The sequence below is a fragment of the Amorphoplanes friuliensis DSM 7358 genome (assembly GCF_000494755.1).
In the GTDB taxonomy this organism is placed as follows: domain Bacteria; phylum Actinomycetota; class Actinomycetes; order Mycobacteriales; family Micromonosporaceae; genus Actinoplanes; species Actinoplanes friuliensis.
Window position 1 is genome coordinate 5,002,096 of sequence record NC_022657.1, and the last position, 25,675, is coordinate 5,027,770.

The window sequence follows — 25,675 nt, forward strand, 5'->3', positions numbered from 1 at the left end:
TCCTAACTTAGGAATTAGTTATTACATTGCCCCACTCCTTGCGGAGTAGAGAAATATTTTTGCGCCTCCATCCCTCTATTCGCTTATAGCATTTGGAGCTCGGCTCCAAACCCTTGAACTTCATTCGATCGCCGCTACTAATCTTTATTCCCGCATTCCCTTCCGCTCTGATTGCGTGAAAATGCGGCGGCATATGATCCTCTGAGTACATGTACGCCTCGAAGCGTGGAGACCCATCCACAAAGCCAAGCCTTGGCATGGTGGACATATTAGAGATACTTAAGCTATCGTCGCCGAGATTCGAGAATTTGGCTGCTCGACTTTTCTGCGGTGAGATAATTCAGCGATTTCATCCGTCAGATCTTTTGAAGACCTGCGGCCGGCTCAGGCGTACTCTTCTCGGCATGAGAATGCGTTCAAGTGACGGAGCCGCCGGATCGACATCACGCCGCGTGATGGACGTCGCCCCGACGGGAGGTTAGGAGTTCCAACCGGCCGGGGCTGAAGCCAGCGTCGCTGGAGCCAACACGATCGGGTTGCCATCAGTGAGGGCGCGAGGCATCGATGACGCTCTTTCCGACGCGTCCAATGTGGGATCTCGCACGGCGCCAGGCCGGTCTCGTGACCGACGGGCACCAGGACATTTACGCTGGCGAACTCGAGGTATCACTCTTATCAGCCGTTTCGCCACACTTCATTCGCGACGGCGGGCGGTGGAAACCTCTCATCGCGGTACGGCTCGCCGGCGTGCGGCAGAACGCCGCCAGAGTCACTGTTGAGCGCTGCCGATACGTAGGCGATTGCCGTCCGGGTCTCGCAAGTGGACCTCACGACCCCACGGAGCGTCCTCGACGGCGACATCGAACTCCGCCGCCACCACCTCGACATCCTCGAGGTGCAGATACAGGAGGGTCCCGGGCCGGGCATCACCGCGATGCTCGGACAGGAAGATCTGTATCGGCCCGCGCGAGATGCACAGGAATAAGGGAAAGCCGGGCTCGAAGCGGTGCTCCCACTGCCTGGCGAAACCGAGCCGGGCGTACCAGGCCGCCGACACTTCGGCGTTTTCCGCACGAAGGATAGGCGTGATCTTCTCGTCCATACGCGTCACGGTAGGCGCAGGCCGGCGGTCACGAGGCTGACCATGCCGCGGGCGTCGTAGCGCGGGTTGTCCGCGCCGATGCACAGGTTGCCGATGCCCCACATCAGCATCAGTGCCTCCATCCCCGGCTTGATCTCCCCCGCCGCCTCAGCGGCCTCGAGCAGCTCGGCGCAAACCGGGACCAACCGATCAAGGAAGTACGCGTGCAGCGCGTGGTACGAAGCATCGTCGGACTGGAACGCCCCTGCCAGCCCGCGTTTGGTGACCAGGAAGTCGACGAACAAGTTGATCCACTGTGTCAGCGCGGTGTGCGGCGAGTCGTTGTTCGCCAGCAGCACCGGGCCCGCCTCGGCGCAGGCTTCGACCTGGTGGCGGTACACCGCGACGATCAGGTCTGCGCGGGTCGGGAAGTGGCGGTAGATCGTGCCGACGCCGACGCCGGCCTGGGCGGCGATGTCGCGGACGGGCACGTCGACGCCGGATGCCACGAAGGCTGCTGCCGCCGCGTCCAGGAGAGTTTTCTCGTTGCGCCGGGCGTCGGCCCGTTTGCGCGGCGCTCCACCGTCGTCGACCACCGTTTTGCAACCTCCGTCACACTCTTTGGCAAACGGAACGTTGTTCCGTATGGTCAGTAGCGGAACAACGCTCCGCTTGCTCAGCATAACCAAGGAGATCAGTCGTGCCCAGTGTCCTCAGCATGAGCCCCGTGATCCTGCCGCCGTCCTCCGGCCGCGGCGAGGACCTGCAGGTGCGGGTGTCCGCCCCCGCCACCGGCGACAACCTGCCGATCATCGTCTTCTCACACGGCTTCGGGCAGTCGATGGACAGCTACGCCCCGCTGGCCGGCTTCTGGGCCGCCCACGGCTTCGTGGTCCTGCAGCCCACCCACCTCGATTCCCGGACCCTCAAGGTCACACCCGAGGATCCCCGGTACGCCCGGATCTGGCGTATCCGCGTCGACGACCTCACGAACGTCCTCGACCACCTGGACGTGCTCGAGGCAGCCGTCCCCGGTCTTGCCGGCCGCGTCGACCGAGACCGCACCGCCGTTGCCGGGCACTCCTGGGGCGGCCAGACGGCTAGCACCCTGCTGGGCGCGCGGGTCCTCGACGCCGACGGCGTGCCGGGCGAGGACATGTCCGACCCGCGCATCAAGGCCGGCGTGCTGCTCGCCACCACGGGCACCGGCGGCGCGGACCTGAGCCCGTTCGCCGCCGAGCACTTCCCGTTCATGAGCCCGGACTTCACGGCCATGACCACCCCGGCCCTGGTCGTCGCGGGCGATCAGGACAAGTCAGCCCTTTCGGTACGCGGCCCCGACTGGTTCACCGACCCGTACTTCCTCAGCCCCGGCCCCAAGAGCCTGCTGACGCTGTTCGGGGCGGAGCACTCGCTCGGTGGCATCTCCGGGTACGCGGTCACGGAGACCACGGACGAGAGCCCCGAGCGTGTCGCGCTGATCCAGCAGCTGACCACGGCGTACCTGCGGGGTGTCCTCGACAAGGAAGACACCGGCCTGAGCGCCGGCGGCCTGGGCCGCATCGAGTCGAAATGAGGCCCAGCTTCGGCATCATGACCGCGCCGATGCAGGTCGCGTACGAGGACATTTTGCGGGTGTGGCGCGAGGCGGACACGATCCCGGAGATCGAGCACGCCTGGCTCTTCGATCACCTCATGCCGATCGGCGGCGACCCCGCCGGACCGGCGCTGGAGGGCTGGACGCTGCTCCCGGCCCTTGCCGCGCAGACCAGCCGGATACGTCTCGGCGTGATGGTGACCAGCAATCGTTTCCGGCCGCCGGCACTGCTCGCCAAGATCGCCACCACGGTCGACATCGTCTCCGGTGGGCGTCTCGACTTCGGGATCGGCGCGGGCTCGCGCCCCGGCCATCCCCTGGCCCGGCGCGAATACGCCGCCCACGGCCTGCCCTTCCACGACGCCGATCACGCGGTGGGAAGCCTCGCCGAGGCCTGCACGGTGATCCGGCGACTGTGGACCGAGGCCGAGCCGTTCGACTTCCCGGGCACGTACGTCCAGCTCACGGGTGCGTTCGGCAATCCCAAGCCGGTGCAGCGCCCGCACCCGCCGATCCTCATCGGCGGCCGGTCGTCGAAGGTTCTGCGCATCGTCGCCGAGCACGCCGACCTGTGGAACATCCCCGGCGGTGATCTCACCGACGCCGCCAGCCGCAGCGCCCTGCTGGACCGCTACTGCGCGGAGATCGGCCGCGACCCGGCCACGATCACCCGCTCGATCCACCTGCAGGTGTCGTACGACGAGCCCGGCTCCACGCGTACCGAAATCGGCCTGGCCCTCGACGCAGGCTTCACCCACGTGGTTCTTGGGCTCCCTTCGCCCTACCCGGCAAGTGTCGCCCGCTGGGTGACCGACGAACTCATCACCCCGTCACTCCGGCGCTGACAGGTCGCCCAGCCGGGCGCGCACCTTGTCGCCGATCACGGTGAGGGTCTGCAGTTCGGCCGGTGTGAGCTGGTCGATGAAGGCGGCGCGGACGTCCACCACGTGCTGCGGGGCGGCGGCCCTGATCAGGTCGGCGCCCTGCGGCGTGATGGCGGCGAACGCGCCACGCTGATCGGTCTCGCACCGTTCGCGGGTCACCAGCCCGCGTTTCTCCATCCGGCCCAGGTGCTGCGACAGGCGGCTCTTCTCCCAGCCCAGCAGACCCCCGAGCTCGTACGACCGCAGCCGGCCGCCGGGTGTCTCGGAGAGATGGGCCAGCACCCGGTAGTCGGCGCTGGAGAGCCCGCACCTGGTCCGCAGCTGCCGATCGAGGAACTCCATCAGCTCCTCCTGCAACACCATCAGGCTGCGCCAGGCCCGCTGCTCACCCTCGTCCAGCCACCTCGCCTCGGTCATGGGCGTCACTCTACCGCTTGGTTGACATGTGAACCAGCCGCCGCCTACGGTCTGGTTAACACGTTAACCAACCGGGCCGACCCGAAAGGGATCACCATGGACACCCGCAGCGAGCCGACTCTCGACCGCCTGGACGCCAAGGCGCAGCATCTGCTGTTCACCGGCGCGCGCACCGCGAACACCTTCGCCGACACCCCGGTCACCGACGCCGAGCTGTCGGACATCTGGGAGCTGGCCAAGTGGGCGCCGACGTCCGCCAATTCCCAGCCGTTGCGCGTGCTTTTTGTCCGTCCCGGCCCGGGCCGTGACCGGCTCGTCAAGCACATGAACGAGGGGAACCGCGCCAAGACGGCATCCGCGCCGGCGGTGGCGGTTCTCGCCCAGGACACCGAGTTCCACACGCACATCCCGACGGTGCTGCCGTTCCGGCCGGAGCTGAAAGACGTGTTCGCCGGGAACGACACGATGCGGACCTCGACCGCCACGTTCAACGCCACCCTGCAGGCGGGCTACTTCATCCTCGCCGTGCGGGCCCACGGTCTGGCCGCCGGGCCGATGAGCGGATTCGACGCCGCCGGCGTCGACGCCGAGTTCTTCCCCGACGGGCGCCACCGCTCGATCCTGGTCGTCAACATCGGCCACCCCGGCAAGGACCCCTGGCTCGGCCGGCTGCCCCGCCTCCCCCACGACGACGTCGTGCAATGGATCTGAGAGAGCACTAGCGCCAATCGGTTTGTTATGGAAACCTATTGGCATGACAACCGATTCGGTACGCGGTGACGACCCACGCCGCCTGCTCTCCGACGTGCAGTCCCTGGCGCACCGGGTGCGCCTCGACCAGCGTCTGACCTGGGTCGCGCTGCTCGTGCTCGGCGTGGTGACCCTGGTGGGCATCCCGTTCGACTGGTTCGGCATCAAGCTGGACTGCGCCCCCGACGGCAGCTGCATCTTCGCCCGCCGGGGTGTGCTCTATTACTGGCCACCGGCACTGCTACTGGCCTACGGCGCGATCGCCGTCGCGTACGTGCGGACCACCCGGGCCCGGGGAGTCGGTGCCCGGGTGCTGCCGTACGCGATCACCGGTGCCGCCACCACCGTGGTCTTCACCGCGGCCTGGATCGCCGCGGCGGTGTATTTCCCCGACCACCCGATCGAGTTCTCGCAGTGGGTGCTGCTGATCGACCGGCTGATCGCCCCCTGGGGCACGATCGGCGTCGCCCTGCTGGTGCTGGCCCGCCTCGAACGCAACGTGGCGCTGCTGGTGTTCACCCTCGCGTACCTGGTGCTCGTGGTGCTGGTGCTGCCCATGAACGACGGCCTGTCCTCGGGCGGCATCCGGGCCGGCTTCGCCATTCCGCAGCTGATCGCGGCCGTCGCGCTCCTGCTGGGCGCGGCAGGCTTCGCGCTGGCCCGCCGGCGCCAGCGATGACCACCGAGGACCCGGCGCACCCGGTCACCGGCCTCGACGACGTCGTCCACCAGCGTGTCCGGCTGGGCATCCTGACGATCACCCACGAGGCGCGCCGGGTCGAGTTCGGATACCTGCGCACCCAGCTGCAGCTGACCGCGGGCAACCTCTCGCAGCATCTCACCGTCTTGGAGACAGCGGGCCTCGTCGACGTCGAGAAGGGATACGAGGGCAAACGGGGCCGCACCTGGATCACCCTGACCTCCGCCGGCGACAAGGCGCTCGCCGAGGAGATCGGCAGGCTCAAACAGCTCATCGCACGGGTCGAGACCACCGGCACCCAGGAGTAACGATGACCACCGCACTCTCCCGCCGCCACCTGCTCACCGCCGCCCTCGCCACCGGAGCCGCCGTACCTCTCGGCGTCGCTCGCGGGGCAGCGGCCGCACCCGGACAGGCACGCATCACGCTGCCCAAGCCCACCGGCCCCTACCGCGTGGGCACGGTGGCGCTGCACCTGGTCGACCGGTCCCGCCGGCGCGAGCTGATGGCAAGCATCTGGTATCCCGCCGCCCGCGACACCCGGCGCCATCCGGTCGCCCCGTGGATGCCCGACGCGTCCTGGCACGCCCTGGTCGCAGCCATCGGCATGGCCACCGACGCCGCGGCCCCGCTCACGGCCGGCCGCGTCGGCGCCCCCGTCCTCCGCAGCCGCGACCGCTTCCCCGTCGTGCTGTACTCCCACGGCAACGGCTCCTGCCGCGCCGAGACGACCATCGTGGTCCAGGAACTCACCAGCCACGGCTACGTCGTGGTCACGGTGGACCACACCGACGACGGGTTCAGCGAATTCCCCGACGGCCGCGTCACCGTGCCCACCGAGAACTCCTTCACCCCGTGGGACTACGCCCGCGACATGACCTTCGTCCTCGACCGCCTCGAGGACCTCGCCGCCGGCCGAAACCCCGACGCCGAGCACCGCCCGCTGCCGGCCGGCCTGGGCGCGGCCCTCGACCTGCGCCGCATCGGCATGTTCGGCTGGTCGAAAGGCGCCACCTCCACCGCCCTGGTCATGAACGTCGACCGCCGCGTCCGCGCCGGCATCGGCTTCGACGGCGAGATGCAGTCCCAGCCCCCGGTCACCGGCATCGACCGCCCGTTCCTGGTGATGAGCGCGGAATTCCCCCGCGCCACCGAAGAGAGCGTCGCCCGTTTCTGGTCCCTCCTGCGCGGCTGGCGCCTCAACCTCCAGGCCTGCGGCGCCGCCCACGGCTCCTACAACGACCAGCAGTGGCTGATCCCGCAACTCGCCGAGCTCACCGACCTCAGCGACGAAGAACTCGCCGGCTGGGTCGGCACCCTCAAACCGTCCCGCGCGGTACGCATCCAGCAGGCGTACCCCCTCGCGTTCTTCGACCTGCACCTCCGCCACCGAGGCCACCTCCTCGACGGCCCGAGCCCCGCCTTCCCCGAGGTCCACTTCATCCCCTGACCCGAAAGCCGGCTGAGCGGTCGGGAATCACACAGCGGAGATCGCGTGCCGCTCGAGCGCGGCGTCGACCCGCCCGGGCCCAACTTCGGTGAAGTTGGGCCTTCGCAGCGAAGTCATCGTTCACCTTCCTAGTCACAACGCCCGGCGACCATGACCGGCCCTTCTTTCGGTACGCCTGCTGCCGTGGCCGTTACTGCAGGTCGGCCTGATCAGCGCGAGGGCCCGGGGTGTCGTGCCGTTCCTCGCTCCGGCACGGGCCGAACGCCGGGCGTTGGTGAACGTCGGCCCGGTCGCGTTCCTGGTCGTCGCCGTGACGACGGGGGTGTTCACGGCCTCGCTACGGGCGACGGCTTCTCGGCCGAAGCGCTGAGAATCGCAGGCGACGAGGCCCGCGGCGATGTCAATGGCGTGCTGGCCTTCACCGCGGGTGACCAGGCGGGAGTGTTGCACCCCGGCGCTCGGTCTGGACGCGTTCAGCGCCGGGATCGCCGGCCGCACCCGGACCGGCGTGTGGCTGCTGGTCGCGGCGGCGCTCGTCGTCGCGTACGCGGTGGACAGGGTGACGAACCGGCGGATGCGTCTGGGGGCGGAGAACTGACCGGGCGCATCCGCCGGGCGGTGATCAGGCGGCGCTGAGCACGACGGCGAGGCGCTTGCCGTGCTTGTGGGCCGCGTTGTGGGCCTCCTCGAGGTTGGTCGCGGCCAGCTCACGCAGCTCGGCCATCGCCGGGTTGACGTCGGCCAGGGTCAGCTCGCTCTCGATGATCTGCAGGTCGAGACCCCAGATGTCGGAGAAGACGCGCGTCAGCCAGGCCGTCGCGTGGTCCCAGCCCTCGCGGGGTGTGCCCGCGCCGTAACCACCACCCCGGGCGATCACCAGGAACGCCGGGCGGCCGGCGATCGACTGCGTGCCCGGCGCGAAGCGGGGCTCGGTCATGAGCAGGTCGACCCACGCCTTCACGTGCTGGGAGACGCCGAAGTTGTAGAACGGGACCGCGAAGACGTAGGCCTCGGCGGCGACCAGCTCGTCGGCGAGCTCGGTGGCGAGGGCCATCGCCTTGACCTGCTCGGGGGAACGCTGGTCCTCGGGGACGTACCCCGCAAAGGCGCTGAGCCCCCAGGCCGCCGCGTCGAGCGGGGTGAGGCCGATCTCGCGGCGGAGGACGGCGGCGCCGTCCAGATCCGCCACCAGGGCCGACTCCAGGGTGTCGGCGACGGCGCGGGTCACGGACCCCTCACCCCGGATGCTCGAGTCGAGCCGGAACACGGTGCTCATAAAAACTCCTAGGCCGAACGGATCGTCGTCGTGACAGATAGTCTTTGGTGAAGACTATCTTGTCAAGCGATCGTCGTCTCCGGTGATGGACGGCACCGTTGTAAGATCTGCTTCATGTCGGAGTCAGCTGCCCCGCCCGGAGACCCGGGCATTCAGGATCTGGGCTGGGCGCTGACCACCGTGCTGCGCAACTACCTGCACGCGGTCGGCGCGGCCGTCTCGGACGTGCCCGGTGGTCCCCGCGGCTATCAGGTGCTCAACGCCGCGGCCGGCGGCCACTGCCGCAACCAGGCCGCGATCGCCGAGCTCCTCGCGGTCGACCGCACGGTCATGACCTATCTGATCGACGACCTCGAGCGCAGTGGACTGGTCGAGCGCCGCCCCGACCCCGCGGACCGCCGGTCGCGCCAGGTCCTGCTCACCGCAAAGGGCAAGCAGACCCACACCCGGCTCCGCGAGCGGATCACGGACGCCGAACGGCACGTGCTGGGCGGACTGAGCGGTGCCGAGGTCGAGGCACTGCGCGGACTGCTCGGACGGGCCGCGCTGCACGCCGACAACGGCAATCACCCGATCGACGCCTGCACGGCCGCGGCGGAGCTGACCGCCACCGCCTGAGTCACCGCCTTGCTATGCAACTCGTTGCATAGCAGGATGGCTTCCCATGGCCCTCGAACACGCGATCCTGGTCTCCCTGCTGGAGCAGCCCGGAAGCGGATACGAGCTGGCCCGGCGCTTCGAACGGTCCATCGGCCGCTTCTGGACCGCGACACACCAGCAGATCTACCGCGTCCTCAAACGCATGGAGACCGACGGCTGGGTCACCCCGGAAGAGATCGGTCAGGACGGGCGCCCCGACAAACGGTCGTACTCCGTCGCCGCGACCGGACGGGCCGTGCTGATCAGCTGGCTGCGCGACCCCGTGCAGCCGGAGGCCGTCCGGCACGACCTGGCCGTGAAGATCCGCGGGGCTGCCTTCGACGACGCCGCCGGGCGCACGGCGCTGATCGCGGAGGTCGAGCGCTACCGCACCACCCACGAGGCGACCCTCGAGCGGTACCTGATCGGCGAGCGCCGGGACTTCCCCGCCGTCGAGAACACCCAGCAACGCCTGCAGCACACCGTTCTGCGCGGCGGCATCGCGTACGAGCGGATGGTGCTCGACTGGCTCGGCGACGTGCTGGACACACTGCGCGGCCTCGACCGCTGACCCGTACCCGCTCCGAAGAGAAAGGGGACGCCGTCATGGCGGATCCGCTGCTGTTCAACCCGGGCACCTACGACCCGGCGCACCTCGACGCCGAGAGCCGCAGGCTGCTGCGGGCCACGGTGGACTTCTTCGAGAACCGCGGCAAGAAGGTGCTGGTCGACACCTACAACCAGGGCATCTGGTACGCCGACTTCCTGGACTTCGCCGCCAAGGAGGGGCTGTTCGCGACGTTCCTCACCCCGGCGGCCGACGGCGATGGTGATCCCGGGAAACGCTGGGACACCGCCCGCAACGCCGCGCTCAGCGAGATCCTCGGCTTCTACGGCCTCGGCTACTGGTACACGTGGCAGGTGACCGTTCTCGGTCTGGGCCCGGTGTGGCAGAGCGCCAACCAGGCCGTCCGGGCCCACACCGCGCAGCTGCTCACCGACGGGCACGTGATGGCGTTCGGGCTGTCCGAGCGCGGTCACGGCGCCGACATCTACGCGACCGACCTGGTGCTCACCCCGGACGGTGACGGCGGCTTCCGGGCGAACGGTTCCAAGTACTACATCGGCAACGGCAACGTCGCCGGGCTCGTGTCGGTGTTCGGCCGCCGCGCCGACGTCGAAGGCCCCGACGGGTACGTGTTCTTCGCCGCAGACAGCCGGCACCCGGCGTACCACCTGGTCAAGAACGTGGTGAACGGCCAGATGTTCGTCAGCGAGTTCCGGCTCGAGGACTACCCGGTCCGCGAGCGGGACGTCCTGCACACCGGCCGCGCCGCGTTCGACGCCGCGCTCAACACGGTCAACGTCGGCAAGTTCAACCTCTGCACCGCCGCCATCGGCATCTGCGAGCACGCGATGTACGAGGCCGTCACGCACGCTCACCGGCGGATGCTCTACGGAAAGCCCGTCACGGCGTTCCCCCATGTGCGGCGCGAGCTCACCGACGCGTACGCCCGGCTCGTCGCCATGAAGCTCTTCAGCGACCGCGCGGTGGACTACTTCCGGTCGGCCGGCCCCGACGACCGCCGCTACCTGCTCTTCAACCCGATGACCAAGATGAAGGTCACCACCGAGGGCGAGAAGGTCGTCGACCTGCTCTGGGACGTCATCGCGGCCAAGGGTTTCGAGGCGGACACCTATTTCGACAAGGCCGCCAAGGACATCCGCGGGCTGCCCAAGCTCGAGGGCACCGTCCACGTGAACCTCGCGCTGATCCTCAAGTTCATGCCGAACTACCTCTTCGAGCCGGCGGAGTACGCACCCGTCCCGCAACGCCACGACGCCACCGACGACGAGTTCCTGTTCCGGCAGGGCCCGGCCCGCGGCCTCGGCACGATCCGGTTCCACGACTGGCGTACGGCCTACGACGCCCACGCGGACCTGCCCAACGTGGCGCGCTTCCGCGAGCAGGCCGACGGGCTGTGCACGCTGCTGCGCGAGCACGCCCCGGACGACGCCCAGCAGAGTGATCTGGACTTCCTGCTCGCACTCGGCCAGCTCTTCGCCCTCGTGGTCTACGGCCAGCTCATCCTGGAACAGTCCGAGCTGACCGGCCTGGACCGGGGACTGCTCGACGAGATCTTCGCGATCCTGATCCAGGACTTCTCCGCGTACGCCACGGAGCTGGGTGGCAAGGCGGCCACCACCGACGAGCAGGCCGCGTGGGCACTGGCCCACATCCGCCGGCCGGTGTGGGACTCCGGGCGTACCGAAGGGGTCTGGCAGCAGGTCGTCGCCCTGAGCGGGACCTACGAGATGCAGCCCTAGGAAGCCAGCAGGCAGAACTCGTTGCCGTCGGGGTCGGCCAGGAGCAGGCGGCCGTCCTCGGCGGTGCCGAGTCGCGTCGCGCCCAGGGCCAGCAGGCGGGGGGCCTCCGTCTCCTGGTCACCGTCGGGGGCCAGGTCGAAGTGGACCCGGTCCCGGCCGTGGCGGGGCATCAGCGGCGGGCCACCCCAGGTGATCTTCGAACCGCCCTGCGGTGACTGGATCGCCGTCTCCTCGTCCTGGTCCCAGACCAGCGGCCAGCCCAGCGCCTCACTCCAGAAACAGCCGACCGCGTGCGTGCCGTCGCCGGCCAGGGCGCCGATGACCCCGGTGCCGGCGAGGAAATTGTTGCCGGGCTCGATCACGCAGAACTCGTTGCCCTCGGGGTCACCGAGCACCACGTGGCCCTCCTCCGGGAGCTGGCCGACGTCGACGTGCCGCCCGCCCAGCTCCAGCGCCCGGGCCACGGTCTCCTGCTGCTCCTCCGAGGACTGACTGGTCAGATCGAAGTGCGCGCGGTTCTGCCCGCCCTTGCGCTCCGGCGTTTCCACGAAGCGGATCCGGAAGCCTGCGGTGTCGTCGGGCAGCAGCACCACACCGTTGTCGTCGACCAGCTCGCGCCCCAGAAGTCCGGACCAGAAGCGTCCGAGAGTCAGCGGCTGGTTCGCCAGGAAACAGATCGCGGAGAGGTGGCTGCCCATCCCCGGGAGCTTAAGCACCCGCCGGGGACACCGCGACCGAGTATTTCTGTGTAGCATTCCTGCTATCACCGGAGGTAGTTGTTTGACAGGAGACAGCGATGACAAACGCGGTCGTCGCCGGCCTGAACCGGGGCCGGATCGAGCTGAGGCACCTGCTGACCACGCCGCAGGACCTGTGGAACAGCGTCTTCCCGAGCCTGATCTACCTCGCGGTCCTCTTCTTCACCCGCGGCAAGACGGTCCCCGGCACCGACTTCGCTCTCGCGTCGCGGACGCTGCCCAGCCTGCTCGGCACGATCGTGGTGTTCACCGGTGTGACCACGATGATGCTGGCGCTCGTCGTGGAGCGCGAGGACGGCACCCTGCTGCGAGCCAGGACGCTGCCGCGCGGCCTGGCCGGCTACCTGGTCGGCAAGATCTTTCTGGCCGCTTCCGTGACGCTGGTCAACATCACCGTAGTGCTGGTCCCGAGCCTGTTCCTGCTCGACGGTCTCCGGACCAGCAGCGTCTCGTCCTGGCTGACGCTCCTCGGCGTCCTCGTGCTCGGCCTGCTCGCCGCCCTGCCCGCCGGCGCGATCCTCGGTTCGCTGCTGAACGGCGTGCGAACCACCGGCTTGGTCACGGCGCCGCTGATGGGCCTGGTCGCCATCTCGGGGATCTTCTACCCGATCACCGGCTTTCCGGAGTGGCTGCAGGCCGTCGCCCACGTCTTCCCGATCTACTGGCTGGGTCTCGGCATGCGGTCGGCGCTGCTTCCCGATGCTCTGGCCGCTGCCGAGAGCGAGGGCTCCTGGCAGCAGCTGGAGACGGCCGGAGTGCTCGGCGCCTGGGCAGTGGCCGGTCTGATCGTCGCCCCGATCGTGCTGCGCCGCATGGCCCGCCACGAGTCCGGTTCCACTGTGGAGGCGCGGCGGGACAGGGCATTCGGGGTCACAGGTAGGTGACGCCGGTCAGGGATTCGGCGGCGGACCACAGGCGGCGGCCGACCGCGGGGTCGGCGGCTTCCGTGCTGGGGCGGACCTCGGTCACGTTGCCGCGGATCTCGCGGAAGCCGGACGGGCCGAAGAACTGGCCGCCGCGGACGCCGGGTGCCGTGGCGGCGTGCAGCTGCGGCAGGGCTCCCCTGGCGGTCGGCTGGGTCATCAGCAGGCCGACCGAGGCCAGGATCCGGCCGGCCCGGCCGCGGTGCTCCCAGGCCCGCGGGGTCAGGTTGGACCGGGAGATCCCCGGGTGGGCGAGAACGCTCAGGACCGGGGAACCCGCGGCACGCAGCCGGCGGTCAAGCTCCACACCGAAGACCGTGGTGGCCAGCTTCGACGCTCCGTAGGCGCGGGCGGCGGCGAAGTCACGCCGGGACATCAGGTCGTCGAAGTCCAGGTGGGCGTTCTTGTGGGTGACCGAGCTGAGGCTGACCACCCGCGCCGCGTCGGCGCGGCCCAGGTTGTCGAGCAGCAGGCCGGTGAGCGCGAAGTGGCCCAGCATGTTGGTGCCCAGCTGCATCTCGAAGCCGTCGGCCGTGGTCCGGGCCGGACCGAGCAGCACCAGACCGGCGTTGTTGATCAGCAGGTCGATCACGGGGAAGTCGGCGGCCAGCGCCTTGGCGGACTCGCGGACCGAGGCGAGCGAGGCCAGGTCCAGCTCCCGCACCTCGACCTGCGCACCGGTGACGGTCCGGCGGATGGACGCGGCCGCTTCCTCGCCCGCCCGCACGTTGCGCACGGCGAGTACGACCCGCGCCCGGTGCCGGGCCAGCTCGGTGGCGGTGCTCAGGCCCAGGCCCGAGTTCGCCCCCGTCACGACGGCGATGCGGCCCCGCTGGTCGGGAATCTGGTCGGCGGTCCAAACGGCCATGGTGAGCTCCTGGGATCTCGAACTGAACTGTCCGCGCCGACGTTACGGACAGATCGGTACGATTCCGTCGCACCCGGTTCCCTAGGAATAGCAGACCTACCTTCGCCGGCGGTCCGCGGCGGCACACTGGTCGGCATGGCTACCGAGCATCCGTACGCGCGCGAGCTGGGCGACTTCCTGCGGGCGAAACGCGGTCAACTGCGCCCGGAGGACGTCGGGCTGGAGCCGGGCGGCCGTCGCAAGGTGGCCGGCCTGCGCCGCGAGGAGCTGGCCCTGCTGGCCGGGCTGAGCACCGACTACTACCAGCGCATGGAACAGGGCCGGGAGATGCGCCCGTCCGAGGAGGTCCTCGACGCCCTCGCCACCGCCCTGGACCTCGACGACGAGGAGCGCCGGCACCTCGTCACGCTCGCCCGTGCGGCCCGGCGGCCCGTGCCCGCGCGGACCAGGCGCGCCCCTGAACGCGTACCGGAGAGCACCCGGCGGATGCTGCAGATCATGGCGACTCCCGCGCTGGTGCTCGGACGACACCTGGACGTGCTCGCCTGGAACCCGCTGGCGGCGGCGCTGCTGGGCGACCCGGACACCGTGCCCGCCGGGCAGCGCAACATGCTCATCGCGATGTTCACCGATCCGGAGGCCCGCGAACGCTGCGCGGGCTGGGAGGACTTCGCGGTGGAGTACATCGGCATGATGCGGGCCGCCGTCGCCGCCGACCCGACCCATCCGCGCGCCACGACGGTGATCGGGGAGCTGAGCATCCACAGTGCGGACTTCCGCGAGATGTGGGCCCGGCACGACGTGCGTGAGGCGGTCAGCGGACGCAAGACGTTCCGCCACCCCGCCGTCGGCGACATCACCCTCGACTGGGACACCTATCCCCTGCCCGGCAGCCCCGGTCCGGTCCTGCTCGTCTACACCGCCGAGCCGGGCACACCCAGCGCCGACCGGATCCAGCTCCTGGCCTCCCTCCAGGCGACCACGTCACAGCGCCTTGCCGGGTACCCCCCAGGGGTATAAGTTCGGCGGCGGAGGTGACAGCGATGGACGCTGCGCATGATCACCACGCCGGTCACGACAAGCACGCCGGTCACGATCCGGACTTGTTCCGGCGCAAGTTCTGGCTCAGTCTTGCCCTGACCGTGCCGATCGTCGTGACCAGCCACATGGTGATGGACTGGTTCGGCTACTCGTTGTCGTTCCCGGGCCTGGAGGCGGTCGGTCCGGTCCTCGGCACGGTCGTCTTCTTCTACGGCGGATGGCCGTTCCTCGCCGGTGCCGTCACCGAGGTCCGCGACCGGGCGCCCGGGATGATGCTGCTGATCTCGATGGCCATCACCGTCGCCTACGCGGCCTCGCTGGCCACCAGCTTCGGCGCGTTCGACCTCGACTTCTGGTGGGAGCTCGCCGCGCTCGTCACCGTCATGCTGCTCGGGCACTGGCAAGAGATGAAGGCCATCGGCCAGGCCCAGGGCGCCCTCGCTGCCCTCGCGGCCCTGCTGCCCGACGAGGCGGACCGCATCGAGGACGGCGACACCGTGCGCGTCCGGGTCGCTGACCTGCGGGTGGGTGACACCGTGCTGGTGCGTTCCGGTGCCCGCGTACCCGCCGACGGGCGGATCGTCGACGGCACGGCCGAGCTCGACGAGTCCATGATCACCGGTGAGTCACGACCGGTGGAACGATCGACCGGCGACCGCGTGGTGGCCGGCACGGTCGCCACCGACTCCGCCCTGCGCATCCGGGTCGACGCGGTCGGCGACGACACCGCGCTCGCCGGCATCGGACGCCTGGTGGCGCAGGCCCAGGCCGCCGGCGGGCGCGCGCAGGTCCTCGCCGACCGCTTCGCCGCGATGCTCTTCTTCATCGCCACCGCGGCGGCGGCGCTGACCTTTGTCGTGTGGTGGCTGCTCGGTGACCTCGACGGGGCTGTCGTGCGTACCGTGACGGTGCTGGTCATCGCCTGCCCGCACGCCCTCGGCCTGGCCATCCCCCTGGTGATCGCGCTGTCGACCGCCGTGGCGGCGAAAGCGGGGATCCTGGTCAAGGACCGGCTCGCGCTGGAGCGGATGCGCACTGTCGACGCCGTGCTCTTCGACAAGACCGGAACGCTGACCCGAGGCGCCCCCACTGTCACGGGCGTCGCCGCCGGCGGTGGGCGTACCGAGGAGGAGGTCCTGGGTGTTGCCGCCGCCGTCGAGGCGGACAGCGAGCACCCGCTGGCCCGGGCGATCGTCGCCGCCGCCCACCGGCGCGAGCTGCGACTGTCGGCGACGGACTTCCGGTCGCTGACCGGCCGGGGCGTCCGGGCCGCGGTCGACGGCACCACCTACGCGGTCGGCGGGCCGTCGCTGCTGCGCGAGCTCGACGCCGAGGTTCCCGGCGAGCTCGCGCGCGCCGCCGAGGAGTGGTCCCGGCGAGGTGCCGCCGTCCTGCACCTGCTCGAGCTCACGGACTCCCGCCCGGAGGTCATCGGCGCGTTCGCCCTCGAGGACGAGATCCGGCCCGAGGCCCGGGCGGCCATCACCCAGCTGCGGGAGCAGGGCGTCGCGAAGATCGTGATGATCACCGGGGACGCCCGCCCGGTGGCCGAGGCCGTCGCCGCGCAGCTGGGCTTCCGCCCGGGCACCGACGAGGTCTTCGCCGAGGTCCTGCCCGCCGACAAGGACCGCGCGGTGGCGGACCTGCAGGCCCGCGGCCTGACGGTGGCGATGGTCGGCGACGGCGTCAACGACGCACCCGCCCTGGCCCGCGCGGACATCGGCATCGCGATCGGCGCCGGCACGGACGTGGCGATCGAATCCGCCGGCGTGGTCCTGGCCTCCTCGGACCCCCGCGCAGTGACCGGCGTGATCCGGCTGTCGAAAGCATCCTGGCGCAAGATGATCCAGAACCTCGGCTGGGCAGCCGGCTACAACGTCGTCGCGATCCCGCTCGCCGCGGGGGTCCTCGCCTGGACGGGGTTCACACTGAGCCCGGCAGTCGGCGCGATCCTCATGTCGGCGTCGACGATCGTGGTCGCCCTGAACGCCCAGCTCCTGCGCCGCGTCCGGCTCGTTTCCGACTGATACTCCGGTGGTCGCAGGCCGGCCGGGCCAGGGTGGAGAGCAGTCGAAGCCCGACGTCAGGGCGCCGGCGCGGCCTCGGGCCGGGACAGCAAGGAAATCCGTCGTGTGTAGGCCACAAGACGCGCAGTCCCTGAGGTGGCTGTGGGTTCAGGTTCACGACCTGGGAACGCCCATCGCCATCGAGCGGTTCGGGCGACCCTGGCGCGGCTGGGATCGGCAGCCTTCGACGACGGTGGGAGCAGCGGCCGGTGAAGGTCGTGACGTCTACTCTGTGGTCATGACGATGCAGCCGCCTCCGCCGCCCCGCTGGTTTCAGGCCGCCGACGTCCTTTCCGGACAGGTGCAGCTGCACATGTACCCGCTGACGTTCGTCTCGGTCGGGTCGCCGCGCACGATGCAAGGCCTGCAGGCGCTGCAGACGACCTTCGCCGCGGCCGAGCTGCTCGAGTCACAGGGCTGGCGGGTGGTCAACTTCGCCGACGAGGGGCGCCTGGCCTTTCTGCGCCGCGAGCACCGTCCGGCGGCGCCGCCGGCGCAGTACCACGGCCAGTAGGCCGGCCAGGAAAAGCAGGCCCGCCGCGGCGCCGACGATCAGCCACGGCGGCCCGCCGGCGGATTGCTGATCCTGCGCGGGACCCGGGCCACCGAGGGGATTCGCTGAGGTCGCCACGTCCGCGGTCAGTGCCCCCACGGGATCGACGATGCCACGCCCGTACGCGACGGAGCCGTCGCCGTCGACGGTGGTCGCGGTCGTCAGGAGGCGCTGGACGGTCGTGCCCGCGTCCGCCTCCGGGTGCCGGGCGCGGACCAGCGCGGCGACACCGGCGACGAGGGCCGCGGCGGACTCGTCGGGCGACGCGGATGCGACCTGGCCCGCGCCGAGCAGCAGGTTCAGCTCGCCGGGTGCGCTGATCGCGGGCGAGGCCGCCGGGGTGAGTGCGTCGTCCTGGCGCACGCCCCGCACGGTGAGCACACCTGGGACCGCCGGGGCGTCCGGCGAGTGCGGTGCCACCACCACGGCATCGTGGGACAACGCATAGGCGACCGCGGCGGCGGTGAGGGGCGCGGTGCCGTCGGCCGCCAGGATCACCTCGGCACCGTTGTCCACCAGCCAGCGGACGGCCACCTCGGGGCGCGTCGCGGCGGCCGTGATCAGTTCGGCGGCCGGGGCGACACCGAGATATCCGTCGCCACCGGAGCCGCCGACGAGCACGGCCGCGGCTGTGTCGGCGGGTCGCGGTGCCGTGGCCGGGGCTTTTCCTTCGTCGCCGTCGTCGTTCAGCCACACCTGCCGGGTGACGCGTCCGGTCAGGTCGGAACGGGTGGTGTCGACCGTTCCCGTGAGCAGGCCCACCGTGACTCCGTCGCCCCGGGTGAGCCGCTGCGCGTCCGGCACCGCGATGGCGTCCAGGTACCACTGGCGGTCGCGCGGTGTCGCGCCCGTGCGGGCCGCAGCCGGAGGCACGACGGGCAGGTCGGTGAGCGGACGGGTGAGGGCGGCTTCGGCATCGACGACGCCCCAGCCGAGAGCCATACTGCGCCGGTCCTCCCGCTCCAGCCTCCGCGCCACGTCGGCGGCAGCCAGCCGGGGAAATTTCGACCGCACCAGCGCCGCTGTTCCTGCGACCAGGGCCGCCGCGTAATCGGCGCCGCTGACTTCCGCGTAGGCGTCACCGAGGCTCGCCCGCACGGGTGCGACCAGGCGCTCCGCGGGCGCGGCGACGTCGAGGCGGACGCCCCGGACCGTCTCCCGCTCGGGCTTGCCGTCCTCGCCGGCGCCGGCCACGGAGATGACGCCGGGCAGGTCGGCCAGGGTCGGTGCGGCCGGCGTCCCCGGGCCTGCCGGCGCGATCAGCACCGTGTCGGCGGCGACGGCCCGCCGCACGGCCGCGGCGAGCGCGTCGGTGATCTCGGGCCGGGTGTACGTGGTGAGAATGACTTCCGCCCCGCCGGACACCGCACGGTCGATACCCGCGGCCACCGAGTCGGGACGCGCGTCGAATCCTCGGCCGCTGACGCGTACGGGAAGGATCCTGGCTTCGGGGGCCACTCCGAGCAGGCCGGTGCGCCCGTCCCCGCGGGCAGCGATGAGCCCGGCGAGCTGGGTGCCCCGGGCGGCGTCGTCACGCGTACCTGTGGGGGCGACGTCGGCCGCCGGCAGCAACGCACCGCGCAGATCGCGGTGGGGGTTGACCCGGCTGTCGAGCACGGCGACGGTGACACCGGCGCCCCGAGAGATCAGGTGGGCCTCGGCGAGGTGCAGCGAACGGACATGCCAGGCCGCGGGCGGCGCGGCGGGTGCGGCACCGGCGGCGACCACGCCACTCAGGCTCACGGCGGCACCGGCGAGCGCCGCCGTGACGAGACGGATGCGGCGGGCGAGCATGCTTACGCGTCCGCCACCGACTGCGGCCACTTGCCACCGGCGAGGTCGCGGCGCTCGGTCTTGATGACCGTGAGCTCCTGGATGCCGGCGACCACGCCGACGAGATAGCTCATCAGGTCCGCGGTCTGGTCCAGCACGGCCTGCACGGTGTTGCCCAGCGCCTCGGCCAGGTTGTCGATCGCGAAGAACGCGGACGCGAAGTCGACAGTGGCCGCTGTCGCGTTGGCCGCCGCGGCTGAGAGGGCGTTCGGGATCGGGCTGATGTTGTGCACGATCGTGGCCATGTAGTCGGTGTTCTTGGACGCCGTCTGCGCCAGCCAGGTGCTGAGCCCCTGCACGTGTTCGGTGACCCGGTCGAGCGCGCCCTGCTGGTCGCCCACGACCTCCTTGACGTAGTGCTCCTTGGTCGGCCCGCCCCAGTAGTAGGCGTCCGGCACCAGGCTGTCGGAGGCGGTGTACAGGTCGCCGAGCGGGCTGTTGACGTTCGACAGGTAGATGAACGCGTGCTCGCAGAGCGACAGCACCGGCACGGACCGCTCGACGACCTTCCGGAGCATCGGCAGGAGCTTGTTGACGATGTCACGCACCTTGTTGAACGCGGTGCGGATGTCCTCGAGCAGCTCGACGAGCGCCTGCTGGAACGGGTTGACGTCCGCGATCCACCCGGTGAAGCTGTCCCAGGCGCTGTCGCTGTTGACCCGGTGCACGCCGCGGGCCAGCATCGCGTCGACCTGTTTGCAGAGGTTCTCCCACTCCTTCTCGACCTTCATGACCAGGTCGTTGAAGAGCTGCTTGCTGGTGCGGAACTGCGCCAGGATGGCGCCGGCCTCACTGGGCGTGGGCAGCGGTTCGTTCGGGCTCACCGGCCGGTTCCTCTCTGGTCCGGCCGTCAGGCCTTGTAGATGTCGCTGATGTTGATGTACGTGCGCTCGTCCGACTCCTCGTACTCCTTGGCCAGCTTGTGCAGTGCCTTGTCGAGCTGCGCGAACTCGGCGGTGGCCCCGTCGAACAGGGAGCACAGCAGCTGGTGGACGTCGTCGTAGATCTTGAACTGGTCGACGCTGACCGCCGGTCCGGCCCACGGGTCGGCGACCATGAACGCTCCCGGCGTGAGCCACAGCGTCTTCGTGGTCTCGGCGACCTTCGCCATGTCCCCGGACATGTCCTTCCACTTGTCGCCCTCGGCCCGGATGGCGTCGCCGGCGACGTGCAGGATCTTGCCGTCGTAGTAGTCGAACTCACCCATGCTGTCCCCCGGTGTTGTGGTGGAGCGCCGCCCGGATGTCGGCGGTGAGCCGGTCGGTCGAGCCGGCGTTCAGCCGCCACCCGTCGACCTCGACACCGGTGATCACCTGGCCGTCGAGCGTGAACGTGACGAGCTCCTCGGGCCCCTGCACCCGCAGCGGGGAACCGTCGGCCTGGCGCCGGTCGAACTCGTACATGCGCTGGTAGGACTCGGCCGTCAGGGCGTGCCACCTGCCGAGCAGCTCGCCGATGTCCCGGCTCGCCGACAGGCCGTGCATCAGCTCGAACCCCGGCTCACCGAGGTCGGCGGGCCCGCGGCGGCGGGGCGGCCCGATCACCCGGCGGAAGATCAGCCGGGCCGCGGTCAGCTTGTCCCGCGCGATGCGCTGTGCGCCGAGCAGAGCACCGGGCAGACCGGAGACGCCCAGGGCCGTCCACCAGTGTGGATCGAGATAGACCGAGGCGAAGGCTCCGTCGTCGTCGACCGAGAAGTACACCGTGCCTGTCGCATCGGTTCCCTCGATCTGCCCGAGGCGGGGCCAGACCCCGTCGGACACGGAACGGGCCAGGCCCTCGACGTCCTCCAGGAAACCCCGCATCTGCGCGGCCTGCTCGACGGTCACCGACGAGTTCGCCTGCGACATCACGGGTCCCCCTGATCCTCGACGCCGTGTTTCGATCACTGTCAGCAGCGGGCTGGAACATCGATGAACCGCCAGCTCACCGCGGACGGTAGCACGCGGTGACCCGCCGTTGCCGCCCGGCAAATCGGACTTGCGTGATCACGCAGGGAGCGGTCGGCCGCGATCGATCCCGCGCCGAAGTCCTAGGTTCGGAGGATGCCGCCGCACACGGAGTTCCGGCTCGACGAGGCGGTCGCCGACGTCTACGGCGACCTGCGGCTGGCGCCCGTCCTGCGCCGCCTGCTGCGGCACACCGGCCGGCTCACCGGGTCGGTCGCGGGCAGTGTGTCGCTGATCGACGCCGACCACGGCCGGTACGTCAAGGCGGCCGAGTACGGCGCCTCGTGCCGGCTCGGGCACTCGTTCCCGCTGGACGAGGGGGCCACGGGGCGGGCGTTCGGCAGCCGGCGGCCGGTGGTGATCCCGGATTACGGGCAGCTCAGGGCCGGTCATCTGGCCGCGGCGCACCCAGCGCGTCAGGGTCCGGCGGCTGCGGTGCCGATCTGGTGGCGCGGTGAGGTCATCGCCGTCAGTGTCGCGTTCGGACCCGATGCCGGGGCCCTGACGACGCGGGGTGTCGACGAGCTGGAGGCGCTGACGCAGTCCGCGGCGGCCGCGATCGTCGAGTGCGGGCGGCGCCATCCGTCGCTGGCCGCGGTGATCAGGCGGCGGTTCGGCGACACACCGGCCCGGGCGGTGGTCACCGAGGCCGGTCTGGTCCGCCCGGTCTCCCCCGAGGTTGCCCGGGTGGCCGCCGACCTGGTGGCCGAGGCGGGACGCGCGGCGCCGACCCTGCACGTGGCGATCGTCTACCGGCAGGAAGGCGTCCGGGTGCTGGTGCACGCCGCGCCGGCACCGGGCGCGTACGACCAGCTCCTGCGGACGGCCGGTGGGGGTGTCACCGTCGAGCAGGTGCACGGCTGGGGTGTGGTGGTGCGGGCCGACCTTCCGTACGCAGCACCGGCCGCACCGGCGCCGTTCACCCCGCGGGAAGCCGAGGTGCTGGAGCTGCTGCGCGACGGGCTGACCTACCGGGAGATGGCACGGCGGCTCGGGCTGTCCGCGAAGACCGTGGAGAAACACGTGGCGGCGATCCTGCGCAAGACCGGCGCCTCGAACCGGACGACCGCGGTGGTCACGGCGCTCGACAACGGCTGGATGGGGAATCTCCCCCATACCGCGGCGTACACGAAGGGGTCTTGACTGGCTCTGTGCCCGTCGCTCCCCTGAAGGACCTCCTCGACCGTGCCCTGGCCGGCCGGTACGGGGTGGCCGCCTTCAACATCGTCAACGACCTGACCATCGAAGCCGTGCTCGCCGCAGCGGTGGAGGAGCGCGCGCCGGTCATCCTGCAGACCTCCGTGAAAACGGTCCGCATGTACGGCCGGCGCCACCTGTTCGACATCTTCACGACGCTCGCGCGCGACACACCCGTACCGGTGAGCCTGCATCTGGATCACTGCCCGGACCGGTCGGTGATCTCGGACTGCCTGGAGGGCGGCTGGAACTCGGTCCTCTTCGACGCGCACGAGCTGGACGTGGCGGAGAATCTGCGGCAGACCACCGAGGTCGTGGTCGAGGCGCGGCGGCGTGGGGCGCACGTCGAGGGTGAGATCGAGGGCATCCAGGGTGTCGAGGACGACGTCGGCTCCGACGACGCGTCGGTGGTGCAGAGCCTCGAGGTCGCCGTCGACTTCATCAAGCGCACGGGTGTCGACTGTTTTGCCCCCGCCCTCGGCAACGCCCACGGCCAGTACAAGAAGGCGCCTGTCCTGAACGCGCAGCGCGTCAGCGATCTGGTCGCGGCGACCGGCATCCCGATGGCCCTGCACGGTGGCACGGGGCTGTCCGACGAACAGTTCACCGACCTGATCGCCCGCGGCTGCGCGAAGGTCAACATCTCCACGGCGCTCAAGGAGACGTACCTGAAGGCGAGCCTGGAGTTTCTCCGGGAGGCCGCTGAGCGGGACAAGTGGGACCCGCCGTCGCTGTTCCGGCACCAGCGGGCCGCGGTCGTCGAGATGGCGCGCAGTCACATCCGGCTCTTCGGCGGCTCGGGTCGTGCCTGGTGACCGCCCTGATCTTCGACTGCGACGGCGTGCTGGCCGACACCGAACGTGACGGGCACCTGCCCGCGTTCAACTCCACGTTCGAGCAGTTCGGCCTGCCGGTGCGGTGGAGCGAGGACGACTACGCCGAGAAGCTGAAGATCGGTGGCGGCAAGGAACGCATGGCCTCGCTGTTCGCCGATCCTGCTTTTGCCGCGGCCGCTGGTGACGGCGACCGGGCCGAGCTGCTGCTGACCTGGCACCGGGCCAAGACCGCGACGTTCAAGCAGCTGGTCGCGCTCGGCAAGATCCCCGCCCGTCCGGGCGTCGCCCGGATCGTCCGCGCGGCCCTCGACACCGGGTGGACGGTCGCGGTCGCGTCCACCTCGGCCGAGGATTCGGTACGCGCGGTGCTGACCAACGCCGTCGGAGCCACCACAGCCGCACGCATACCGGTGTTCGCCGGTGACGTCGTACCCGCGAAGAAGCCGGACCCGGCGATCTACCGGCTGACCGTCGACCGGCTCGGCCTGGACCCCGCGGACACGCTCGTGATCGAGGACTCCCGCAACGGACTGCTGGCGGCGACCGGTGCGGGTCTGCGCTGCCTGGTGACCGTCAGCTCGTACACCCGTGACGAGGACTTCGGTGAGGCCGCACTGGTCGTCTCCGAGCTGGGTGACCCGGGCCGGCCCCCGATCGAGGTGCTGGCCAACCGGAGCAGCGCGCGCCCGGAGGCCTACCTCACCCTCGACGACCTGCGCGCCTGCCTGGAGGAACCCCGATGAGTGGCAACGCGCTGCCCGGCGCCGAACTGGTGGTCCGCACGATCGCCGAGACGGCCGTCGAGAACGAGAAGTACTTCGGTGACCTCGACGCCGTCGTCGGCGACGGTGACCTCGGCTATTCGCTGGCCCGCGGCTTCGAGAAGGTCCTGGAGGGCTGGGACACGATCGACCGCGCCGACGCCGGGACGTTCCTCAAACGCAGCGGCATGGTGATCGCCTCGCGGATCGGCGGCACGTCCGGCCCCCTGTGGGGCACGGCTTTCCTGCGCGCCGGAGCAGCCGCCGGATCCACCGAGGACCTGACCGGTGAGCAGGTCGTCGCCATGCTGCGCGCGGCCATCGAGGGCATCAAGGCCCGCGGCCAGTCGGACGTCGGCGACAAGACACTGCTCGACGTCCTCGTGCCGATGACCGACCGCCTCTCGCAGGAGTTCGCCGCCGGCGCCCCGGCGGGACAGGCCGTGCAGGCAGCGGCGACCGTCGCCCGGGAGTCGGCCGAGGCCACCAAGGACATGGTCGCCAAGCGCGGGCGGGCCGCGTACACGGGTGAGCGCAGCAGGGGTTCGGTCGACGCGGGCGCGACCGCCGTGGCCGTCATCGTCGAGCGGATCAACGAGACCTGGCAGAAGCGAGGAGCGACGTCGTGAAGAAGTTCGTCAACGACCCGAAGAACTACGTGGCCGAGATGCTCGAAGGTGTGGCCCTGGCCAACCCCGGCACCCTGAAGTACGTGCCGGCCTACAACCTGATCATGCGTACGGACGCGCCCCGCGAGGACAAGGTGTCGATCGTCCAGGGCTCGGGCTCCGGTCACGAACCGGCACACGTCATGGCGGTCGGCCGCGGCATGCTGGACGCGGCGTGCCCGGGTGACGTGTTCGCCGCCCCGCCGATGGACTACGTCTACGAGACGGCCAAACTCCTCGCCTCCCCCAAGGGTGTCCTGCTGCTGGTCAACAACTACACCGGCGACCGTATGGCGTTCGACATGGGCAAGGAGATGGCCGAGGCCGACGGTGTCCGCGCCGAGATCCTCACGATCAACGACGACGTGGCGGTCCAGGACTCCACGTACACGGTCGGGCGCCGCGGCGTGGCCGGAAACTTCTTCGTCATCAAGGCCGTGGGCGCCGCCTCCGAACGCGGCGCGGAGATGGACGAGGTCCTGCGCATCGGCCGCAAGGTCAACGACGTGACCCGCACGATGGGCGTCGCCCTGACCGCCTGCACACCGCCGGCGAAAGGCTCACCCCTCTTCGAACTGGGCGCCGACGAGATCGAGTTCGGCGTCGGCATCCACGGCGAACCCGGCCGCGAACGCCGCAAGATCAAGGAAGCGGACGCCATCGTCGACGACCTCCTCGAAGCCGTGACCGGCGACCTGCCCTACACCTCCGGCGACCGCGTAGCCCTGATGATCAACGGCCTGGGCGGCACACCGATCAGCGAGCTCTACATCCTCTACCGCCACGCCCACCAGCAATTGGCCGCGCGCGGCCTCACGGTCGGCCGCAGCTACGTCAACGAATATTGCACATCCCTCGACATGGCCGGCGCGTCCCTCACCCTGGTCCGCCTCGACGACGAGATCGAAGACCTCCTCGCCGCCCGCGCCGAAGCAGCAGTCCGCATCTTCTGAGCTGCTAGCGTCACGGCCCGTGAGCCAGAGCGGAAGCCAGGCGGCGGCGTTCTTCCGGGAGGTTGTCGATCTGCCGCCGCGACCGGGTCGGTGCTGCCCGAACGGGCAGAGCTGTTTGCCGCCCGGGCCGCGTGATCGGATGCTGTC

The 25,675-nt window shown here is 70.3% G+C and carries 30 protein-coding genes; 19 read left to right on the forward strand and 11 right to left on the reverse strand.

The window, feature by feature from the left end; translation table 11 throughout:
• Nucleotides 1-7: 7 nt before the first annotated feature.
• The 3 genes from AFR_RS48715 to AFR_RS23265 all read right to left on the reverse strand — a co-directional run bounded on the left by AFR_RS48715 (nt 8) and on the right by AFR_RS23265 (nt 1,677).
• Complete coding sequence (locus AFR_RS48715) at nt 8-268, reverse strand: DUF4160 domain-containing protein (protein WP_084298114.1); 261 nt, start codon at nt 266-268, stop codon at nt 8-10.
• Nucleotides 269-769: 501 nt separating this feature from the next.
• Nucleotides 770-1,102 carry a glyoxalase superfamily protein gene (locus AFR_RS23260; protein WP_023363401.1) on the reverse strand — a complete coding sequence of 111 codons (333 nt, stop codon included), beginning with the start codon at nt 1,100-1,102 and terminating at the stop codon, nt 770-772.
• Between the two features lie 5 nt (nt 1,103-1,107).
• Nucleotides 1,108-1,677 carry a TetR/AcrR family transcriptional regulator gene (locus tag AFR_RS23265; RefSeq protein WP_023363402.1) on the reverse strand — a complete coding sequence of 190 codons (570 nt, stop codon included), beginning with the start codon at nt 1,675-1,677 and terminating at the stop codon, nt 1,108-1,110.
• A gap of 122 nt (nt 1,678-1,799) precedes the next feature.
• On the opposite strand from AFR_RS23265, the gene AFR_RS23270 reads away from it, so the two are divergent.
• The gene (locus AFR_RS23270; protein ID WP_052359792.1) at nt 1,800-2,657 is read left to right on the forward strand and encodes an alpha/beta hydrolase family protein; all 858 of its coding nucleotides are present in this window, start codon (nt 1,800-1,802) and stop codon (nt 2,655-2,657) included.
• Nucleotides 2,654-3,523, forward strand: a complete 870-nt coding sequence (locus AFR_RS23275) for an LLM class flavin-dependent oxidoreductase (protein ID WP_041841068.1) — start codon at nt 2,654-2,656, stop codon at nt 3,521-3,523. The genes AFR_RS23270 and AFR_RS23275 overlap by 4 nt, the downstream gene beginning before the upstream one ends.
• On the opposite strand, the gene AFR_RS23280 is transcribed toward AFR_RS23275, so the two are convergent.
• Nucleotides 3,509-3,979, reverse strand: a complete 471-nt coding sequence (locus AFR_RS23280) for a MarR family winged helix-turn-helix transcriptional regulator (protein ID WP_023363405.1) — start codon at nt 3,977-3,979, stop codon at nt 3,509-3,511. The two genes, AFR_RS23275 and AFR_RS23280, sit on opposite strands and share 15 nt — an antisense overlap.
• Before the next feature lie 96 nt (nt 3,980-4,075).
• On the opposite strand from AFR_RS23280, the gene AFR_RS23285 reads away from it, so the two are divergent.
• The 5 genes from AFR_RS23285 (at nt 4,076) to AFR_RS46830 (ending at nt 7,477) form a co-directional block, all read left to right on the forward strand.
• On the forward strand, nt 4,076-4,690 hold the full coding sequence (locus tag AFR_RS23285) for a malonic semialdehyde reductase (RefSeq protein WP_023363406.1): 615 nt from the start codon (nt 4,076-4,078) through the stop codon (nt 4,688-4,690).
• Between the two features lie 43 nt (nt 4,691-4,733).
• A complete protein-coding gene (locus tag AFR_RS23290; protein ID WP_023363407.1) occupies nt 4,734-5,408 on the forward strand; it encodes a hypothetical protein in 675 nt (224 codons plus the stop codon).
• Nucleotides 5,405-5,737 carry a transcriptional regulator gene (locus AFR_RS23295; protein WP_023363408.1) on the forward strand — a complete coding sequence of 111 codons (333 nt, stop codon included), beginning with the start codon at nt 5,405-5,407 and terminating at the stop codon, nt 5,735-5,737. Before AFR_RS23290 ends, AFR_RS23295 begins: the two co-directional genes overlap by 4 nt.
• Nucleotides 5,738-5,739: 2 nt before the next feature.
• Nucleotides 5,740-6,879, forward strand: coding sequence for an alpha/beta hydrolase family protein (locus tag AFR_RS23300; RefSeq protein ID WP_023363409.1), 1,140 nt, complete (start codon nt 5,740-5,742; stop codon nt 6,877-6,879).
• 427 nt (nt 6,880-7,306) lie between these two features.
• A complete protein-coding gene (locus AFR_RS46830) occupies nt 7,307-7,477 on the forward strand; it encodes a hypothetical protein (RefSeq protein ID WP_158510563.1) in 171 nt (56 codons plus the stop codon).
• A 24-nt stretch (nt 7,478-7,501) separates the two neighbouring features.
• Here the strand turns inward: AFR_RS46830 and AFR_RS23305 are convergent, their stop codons facing one another.
• Entirely contained in the window at nt 7,502-8,155 is a 654-nt protein-coding gene (locus AFR_RS23305) for an FMN-dependent NADH-azoreductase (protein ID WP_023363410.1), read from the reverse strand.
• A gap of 114 nt (nt 8,156-8,269) precedes the next feature.
• Here AFR_RS23305 and AFR_RS23310 point away from each other — a divergent pair, with 114 nt between their 5' ends.
• From AFR_RS23310 to AFR_RS23320, 3 genes are read left to right on the forward strand one after another with little or no spacing between them, the layout of a single operon-like run.
• Nucleotides 8,270-8,773: a MarR family winged helix-turn-helix transcriptional regulator gene (locus AFR_RS23310; protein ID WP_023363411.1), complete on the forward strand. Its 504-nt coding sequence runs from the start codon at nt 8,270-8,272 to the stop codon at nt 8,771-8,773.
• Nucleotides 8,774-8,819: 46 nt separating this feature from the next.
• Nucleotides 8,820-9,365: a PadR family transcriptional regulator gene (locus AFR_RS23315; protein ID WP_023363412.1), complete on the forward strand. Its 546-nt coding sequence runs from the start codon at nt 8,820-8,822 to the stop codon at nt 9,363-9,365.
• Between the two features lie 35 nt (nt 9,366-9,400).
• Nucleotides 9,401-11,122 (forward strand): acyl-CoA dehydrogenase family protein, encoded by a 1,722-nt coding sequence (locus AFR_RS23320; protein ID WP_023363413.1) that lies wholly within the window; start codon nt 9,401-9,403, stop codon nt 11,120-11,122.
• Here AFR_RS23320 and AFR_RS23325 read toward each other — a convergent pair.
• Nucleotides 11,119-11,820: a VOC family protein gene (locus AFR_RS23325; protein ID WP_023363414.1), complete on the reverse strand. Its 702-nt coding sequence runs from the start codon at nt 11,818-11,820 to the stop codon at nt 11,119-11,121. The two genes, AFR_RS23320 and AFR_RS23325, sit on opposite strands and share 4 nt — an antisense overlap.
• A gap of 98 nt (nt 11,821-11,918) precedes the next feature.
• Between AFR_RS23325 and AFR_RS23330 the strand changes: the two genes are divergently transcribed.
• Nucleotides 11,919-12,764 (forward strand): ABC transporter permease, encoded by an 846-nt coding sequence (locus tag AFR_RS23330; protein ID WP_023363416.1) that lies wholly within the window; start codon nt 11,919-11,921, stop codon nt 12,762-12,764.
• On the opposite strand, the gene AFR_RS23335 is transcribed toward AFR_RS23330, so the two are convergent.
• Nucleotides 12,751-13,671, reverse strand: coding sequence for an oxidoreductase (locus AFR_RS23335; protein ID WP_023363418.1), 921 nt, complete (start codon nt 13,669-13,671; stop codon nt 12,751-12,753). The two genes, AFR_RS23330 and AFR_RS23335, sit on opposite strands and share 14 nt — an antisense overlap.
• A 135-nt stretch (nt 13,672-13,806) precedes the next feature.
• On the opposite strand from AFR_RS23335, the gene AFR_RS23340 reads away from it, so the two are divergent.
• The 3 genes from AFR_RS23340 (at nt 13,807) to AFR_RS45325 (ending at nt 17,292) form a co-directional block, all read left to right on the forward strand.
• The gene (locus AFR_RS23340) at nt 13,807-14,691 is read left to right on the forward strand and encodes a helix-turn-helix transcriptional regulator (protein ID WP_023363420.1); all 885 of its coding nucleotides are present in this window, start codon (nt 13,807-13,809) and stop codon (nt 14,689-14,691) included.
• A 23-nt stretch (nt 14,692-14,714) separates the two neighbouring features.
• Entirely contained in the window at nt 14,715-16,739 is a 2,025-nt protein-coding gene (locus tag AFR_RS23345; RefSeq protein WP_023363422.1) for a heavy metal translocating P-type ATPase, read from the forward strand.
• Between the two features lie 277 nt (nt 16,740-17,016).
• Entirely contained in the window at nt 17,017-17,292 is a 276-nt protein-coding gene (locus AFR_RS45325) for a hypothetical protein (protein WP_041841069.1), read from the forward strand.
• On the opposite strand, the gene AFR_RS43830 is transcribed toward AFR_RS45325, so the two are convergent.
• Genes AFR_RS43830 through AFR_RS23370 form a run of 4 tightly spaced genes read right to left on the reverse strand, consistent with a single transcriptional unit; the run spans nt 17,188 to nt 21,014 of the window.
• The gene (locus AFR_RS43830) at nt 17,188-19,125 is read right to left on the reverse strand and encodes a S8 family serine peptidase (protein WP_023363426.1); all 1,938 of its coding nucleotides are present in this window, start codon (nt 19,123-19,125) and stop codon (nt 17,188-17,190) included. The genes AFR_RS45325 and AFR_RS43830 overlap by 105 nt on opposite strands.
• Nucleotides 19,126-19,127: 2 nt before the next feature.
• Nucleotides 19,128-19,988, reverse strand: coding sequence for a hypothetical protein (locus tag AFR_RS23360; RefSeq protein ID WP_023363430.1), 861 nt, complete (start codon nt 19,986-19,988; stop codon nt 19,128-19,130).
• A gap of 26 nt (nt 19,989-20,014) precedes the next feature.
• Entirely contained in the window at nt 20,015-20,371 is a 357-nt protein-coding gene (locus tag AFR_RS23365) for a hypothetical protein (RefSeq protein ID WP_023363434.1), read from the reverse strand.
• Nucleotides 20,364-21,014 carry a hypothetical protein gene (locus AFR_RS23370; protein WP_023363436.1) on the reverse strand — a complete coding sequence of 217 codons (651 nt, stop codon included), beginning with the start codon at nt 21,012-21,014 and terminating at the stop codon, nt 20,364-20,366. The genes AFR_RS23365 and AFR_RS23370 overlap by 8 nt, the downstream gene beginning before the upstream one ends.
• A gap of 195 nt (nt 21,015-21,209) precedes the next feature.
• On the opposite strand from AFR_RS23370, the gene AFR_RS43835 reads away from it, so the two are divergent.
• Genes AFR_RS43835 through dhaK form a run of 5 tightly spaced genes read left to right on the forward strand, consistent with a single transcriptional unit; the run spans nt 21,210 to nt 25,528 of the window.
• Nucleotides 21,210-22,256: a LuxR C-terminal-related transcriptional regulator gene (locus tag AFR_RS43835; protein ID WP_023363438.1), complete on the forward strand. Its 1,047-nt coding sequence runs from the start codon at nt 21,210-21,212 to the stop codon at nt 22,254-22,256.
• Nucleotides 22,257-22,264: 8 nt separating this feature from the next.
• Nucleotides 22,265-23,125, forward strand: coding sequence for a class II fructose-bisphosphate aldolase (locus AFR_RS23380; RefSeq protein WP_023363440.1), 861 nt, complete (start codon nt 22,265-22,267; stop codon nt 23,123-23,125).
• A complete protein-coding gene (locus AFR_RS23385; protein ID WP_023363442.1) occupies nt 23,122-23,889 on the forward strand; it encodes an HAD-IA family hydrolase in 768 nt (255 codons plus the stop codon). Before AFR_RS23380 ends, AFR_RS23385 begins: the two co-directional genes overlap by 4 nt.
• The gene (dhaL, locus tag AFR_RS23390) at nt 23,886-24,536 is read left to right on the forward strand and encodes a dihydroxyacetone kinase subunit DhaL (protein ID WP_023363444.1); all 651 of its coding nucleotides are present in this window, start codon (nt 23,886-23,888) and stop codon (nt 24,534-24,536) included. The genes AFR_RS23385 and dhaL overlap by 4 nt, the downstream gene beginning before the upstream one ends.
• Nucleotides 24,533-25,528, forward strand: coding sequence for a dihydroxyacetone kinase subunit DhaK (gene dhaK / locus AFR_RS23395; RefSeq protein WP_023363446.1), 996 nt, complete (start codon nt 24,533-24,535; stop codon nt 25,526-25,528). Before dhaL ends, dhaK begins: the two co-directional genes overlap by 4 nt.
• The last annotated feature ends 147 nt before the right edge of the window (nt 25,529-25,675 follow it).

What these genes read in the sequence shown, in the direction of transcription:
- AFR_RS23370 (WP_023363436.1), bottom strand. Translation starts at nt 21,014, where the DNA reads ATGTCGCAGGCGAACTCGTCGGTGACCGTCGAGCAGGCCGCGCAGATG.
- AFR_RS23325 (WP_023363414.1), bottom strand. Translation starts at nt 11,820, where the DNA reads ATGGGCAGCCACCTCTCCGCGATCTGTTTCCTGGCGAACCAGCCGCTG.
- AFR_RS23270 (WP_052359792.1), top strand. Translation starts at nt 1,800, where the DNA reads ATGAGCCCCGTGATCCTGCCGCCGTCCTCCGGCCGCGGCGAGGACCTG.
- AFR_RS45325 (WP_041841069.1), top strand. Translation starts at nt 17,017, where the DNA reads ATGACGATGCAGCCGCCTCCGCCGCCCCGCTGGTTTCAGGCCGCCGAC.
- AFR_RS23275 (WP_041841068.1), top strand. Translation starts at nt 2,654, where the DNA reads ATGAGGCCCAGCTTCGGCATCATGACCGCGCCGATGCAGGTCGCGTAC.
- AFR_RS23260 (WP_023363401.1), bottom strand. Translation starts at nt 1,102, where the DNA reads ATGGACGAGAAGATCACGCCTATCCTTCGTGCGGAAAACGCCGAAGTG.
- AFR_RS23305 (WP_023363410.1), bottom strand. Translation starts at nt 8,155, where the DNA reads ATGAGCACCGTGTTCCGGCTCGACTCGAGCATCCGGGGTGAGGGGTCC.
- AFR_RS23310 (WP_023363411.1), top strand. Translation starts at nt 8,270, where the DNA reads ATGTCGGAGTCAGCTGCCCCGCCCGGAGACCCGGGCATTCAGGATCTG.
- AFR_RS23315 (WP_023363412.1), top strand. Translation starts at nt 8,820, where the DNA reads ATGGCCCTCGAACACGCGATCCTGGTCTCCCTGCTGGAGCAGCCCGGA.
- AFR_RS23285 (WP_023363406.1), top strand. Translation starts at nt 4,076, where the DNA reads ATGGACACCCGCAGCGAGCCGACTCTCGACCGCCTGGACGCCAAGGCG.
- AFR_RS23300 (WP_023363409.1), top strand. Translation starts at nt 5,740, where the DNA reads ATGACCACCGCACTCTCCCGCCGCCACCTGCTCACCGCCGCCCTCGCC.
- AFR_RS23340 (WP_023363420.1), top strand. Translation starts at nt 13,807, where the DNA reads ATGGCTACCGAGCATCCGTACGCGCGCGAGCTGGGCGACTTCCTGCGG.
- AFR_RS23295 (WP_023363408.1), top strand. Translation starts at nt 5,405, where the DNA reads ATGACCACCGAGGACCCGGCGCACCCGGTCACCGGCCTCGACGACGTC.
- AFR_RS23330 (WP_023363416.1), top strand. Translation starts at nt 11,919, where the DNA reads ATGACAAACGCGGTCGTCGCCGGCCTGAACCGGGGCCGGATCGAGCTG.
- AFR_RS23320 (WP_023363413.1), top strand. Translation starts at nt 9,401, where the DNA reads ATGGCGGATCCGCTGCTGTTCAACCCGGGCACCTACGACCCGGCGCAC.
- AFR_RS23290 (WP_023363407.1), top strand. Translation starts at nt 4,734, where the DNA reads ATGACAACCGATTCGGTACGCGGTGACGACCCACGCCGCCTGCTCTCC.
- AFR_RS23335 (WP_023363418.1), bottom strand. Translation starts at nt 13,671, where the DNA reads ATGGCCGTTTGGACCGCCGACCAGATTCCCGACCAGCGGGGCCGCATC.
- dhaL (WP_023363444.1), top strand. Translation starts at nt 23,886, where the DNA reads ATGAGTGGCAACGCGCTGCCCGGCGCCGAACTGGTGGTCCGCACGATC.
- AFR_RS43835 (WP_023363438.1), top strand. Translation starts at nt 21,210, where the DNA reads ATGCCGCCGCACACGGAGTTCCGGCTCGACGAGGCGGTCGCCGACGTC.
- AFR_RS23345 (WP_023363422.1), top strand. Translation starts at nt 14,715, where the DNA reads ATGGACGCTGCGCATGATCACCACGCCGGTCACGACAAGCACGCCGGT.
- AFR_RS23365 (WP_023363434.1), bottom strand. Translation starts at nt 20,371, where the DNA reads ATGGGTGAGTTCGACTACTACGACGGCAAGATCCTGCACGTCGCCGGC.
- AFR_RS23280 (WP_023363405.1), bottom strand. Translation starts at nt 3,979, where the DNA reads ATGACCGAGGCGAGGTGGCTGGACGAGGGTGAGCAGCGGGCCTGGCGC.
- AFR_RS48715 (WP_084298114.1), bottom strand. Translation starts at nt 268, where the DNA reads ATGTCCACCATGCCAAGGCTTGGCTTTGTGGATGGGTCTCCACGCTTC.
- AFR_RS43830 (WP_023363426.1), bottom strand. Translation starts at nt 19,125, where the DNA reads ATGCTCGCCCGCCGCATCCGTCTCGTCACGGCGGCGCTCGCCGGTGCC.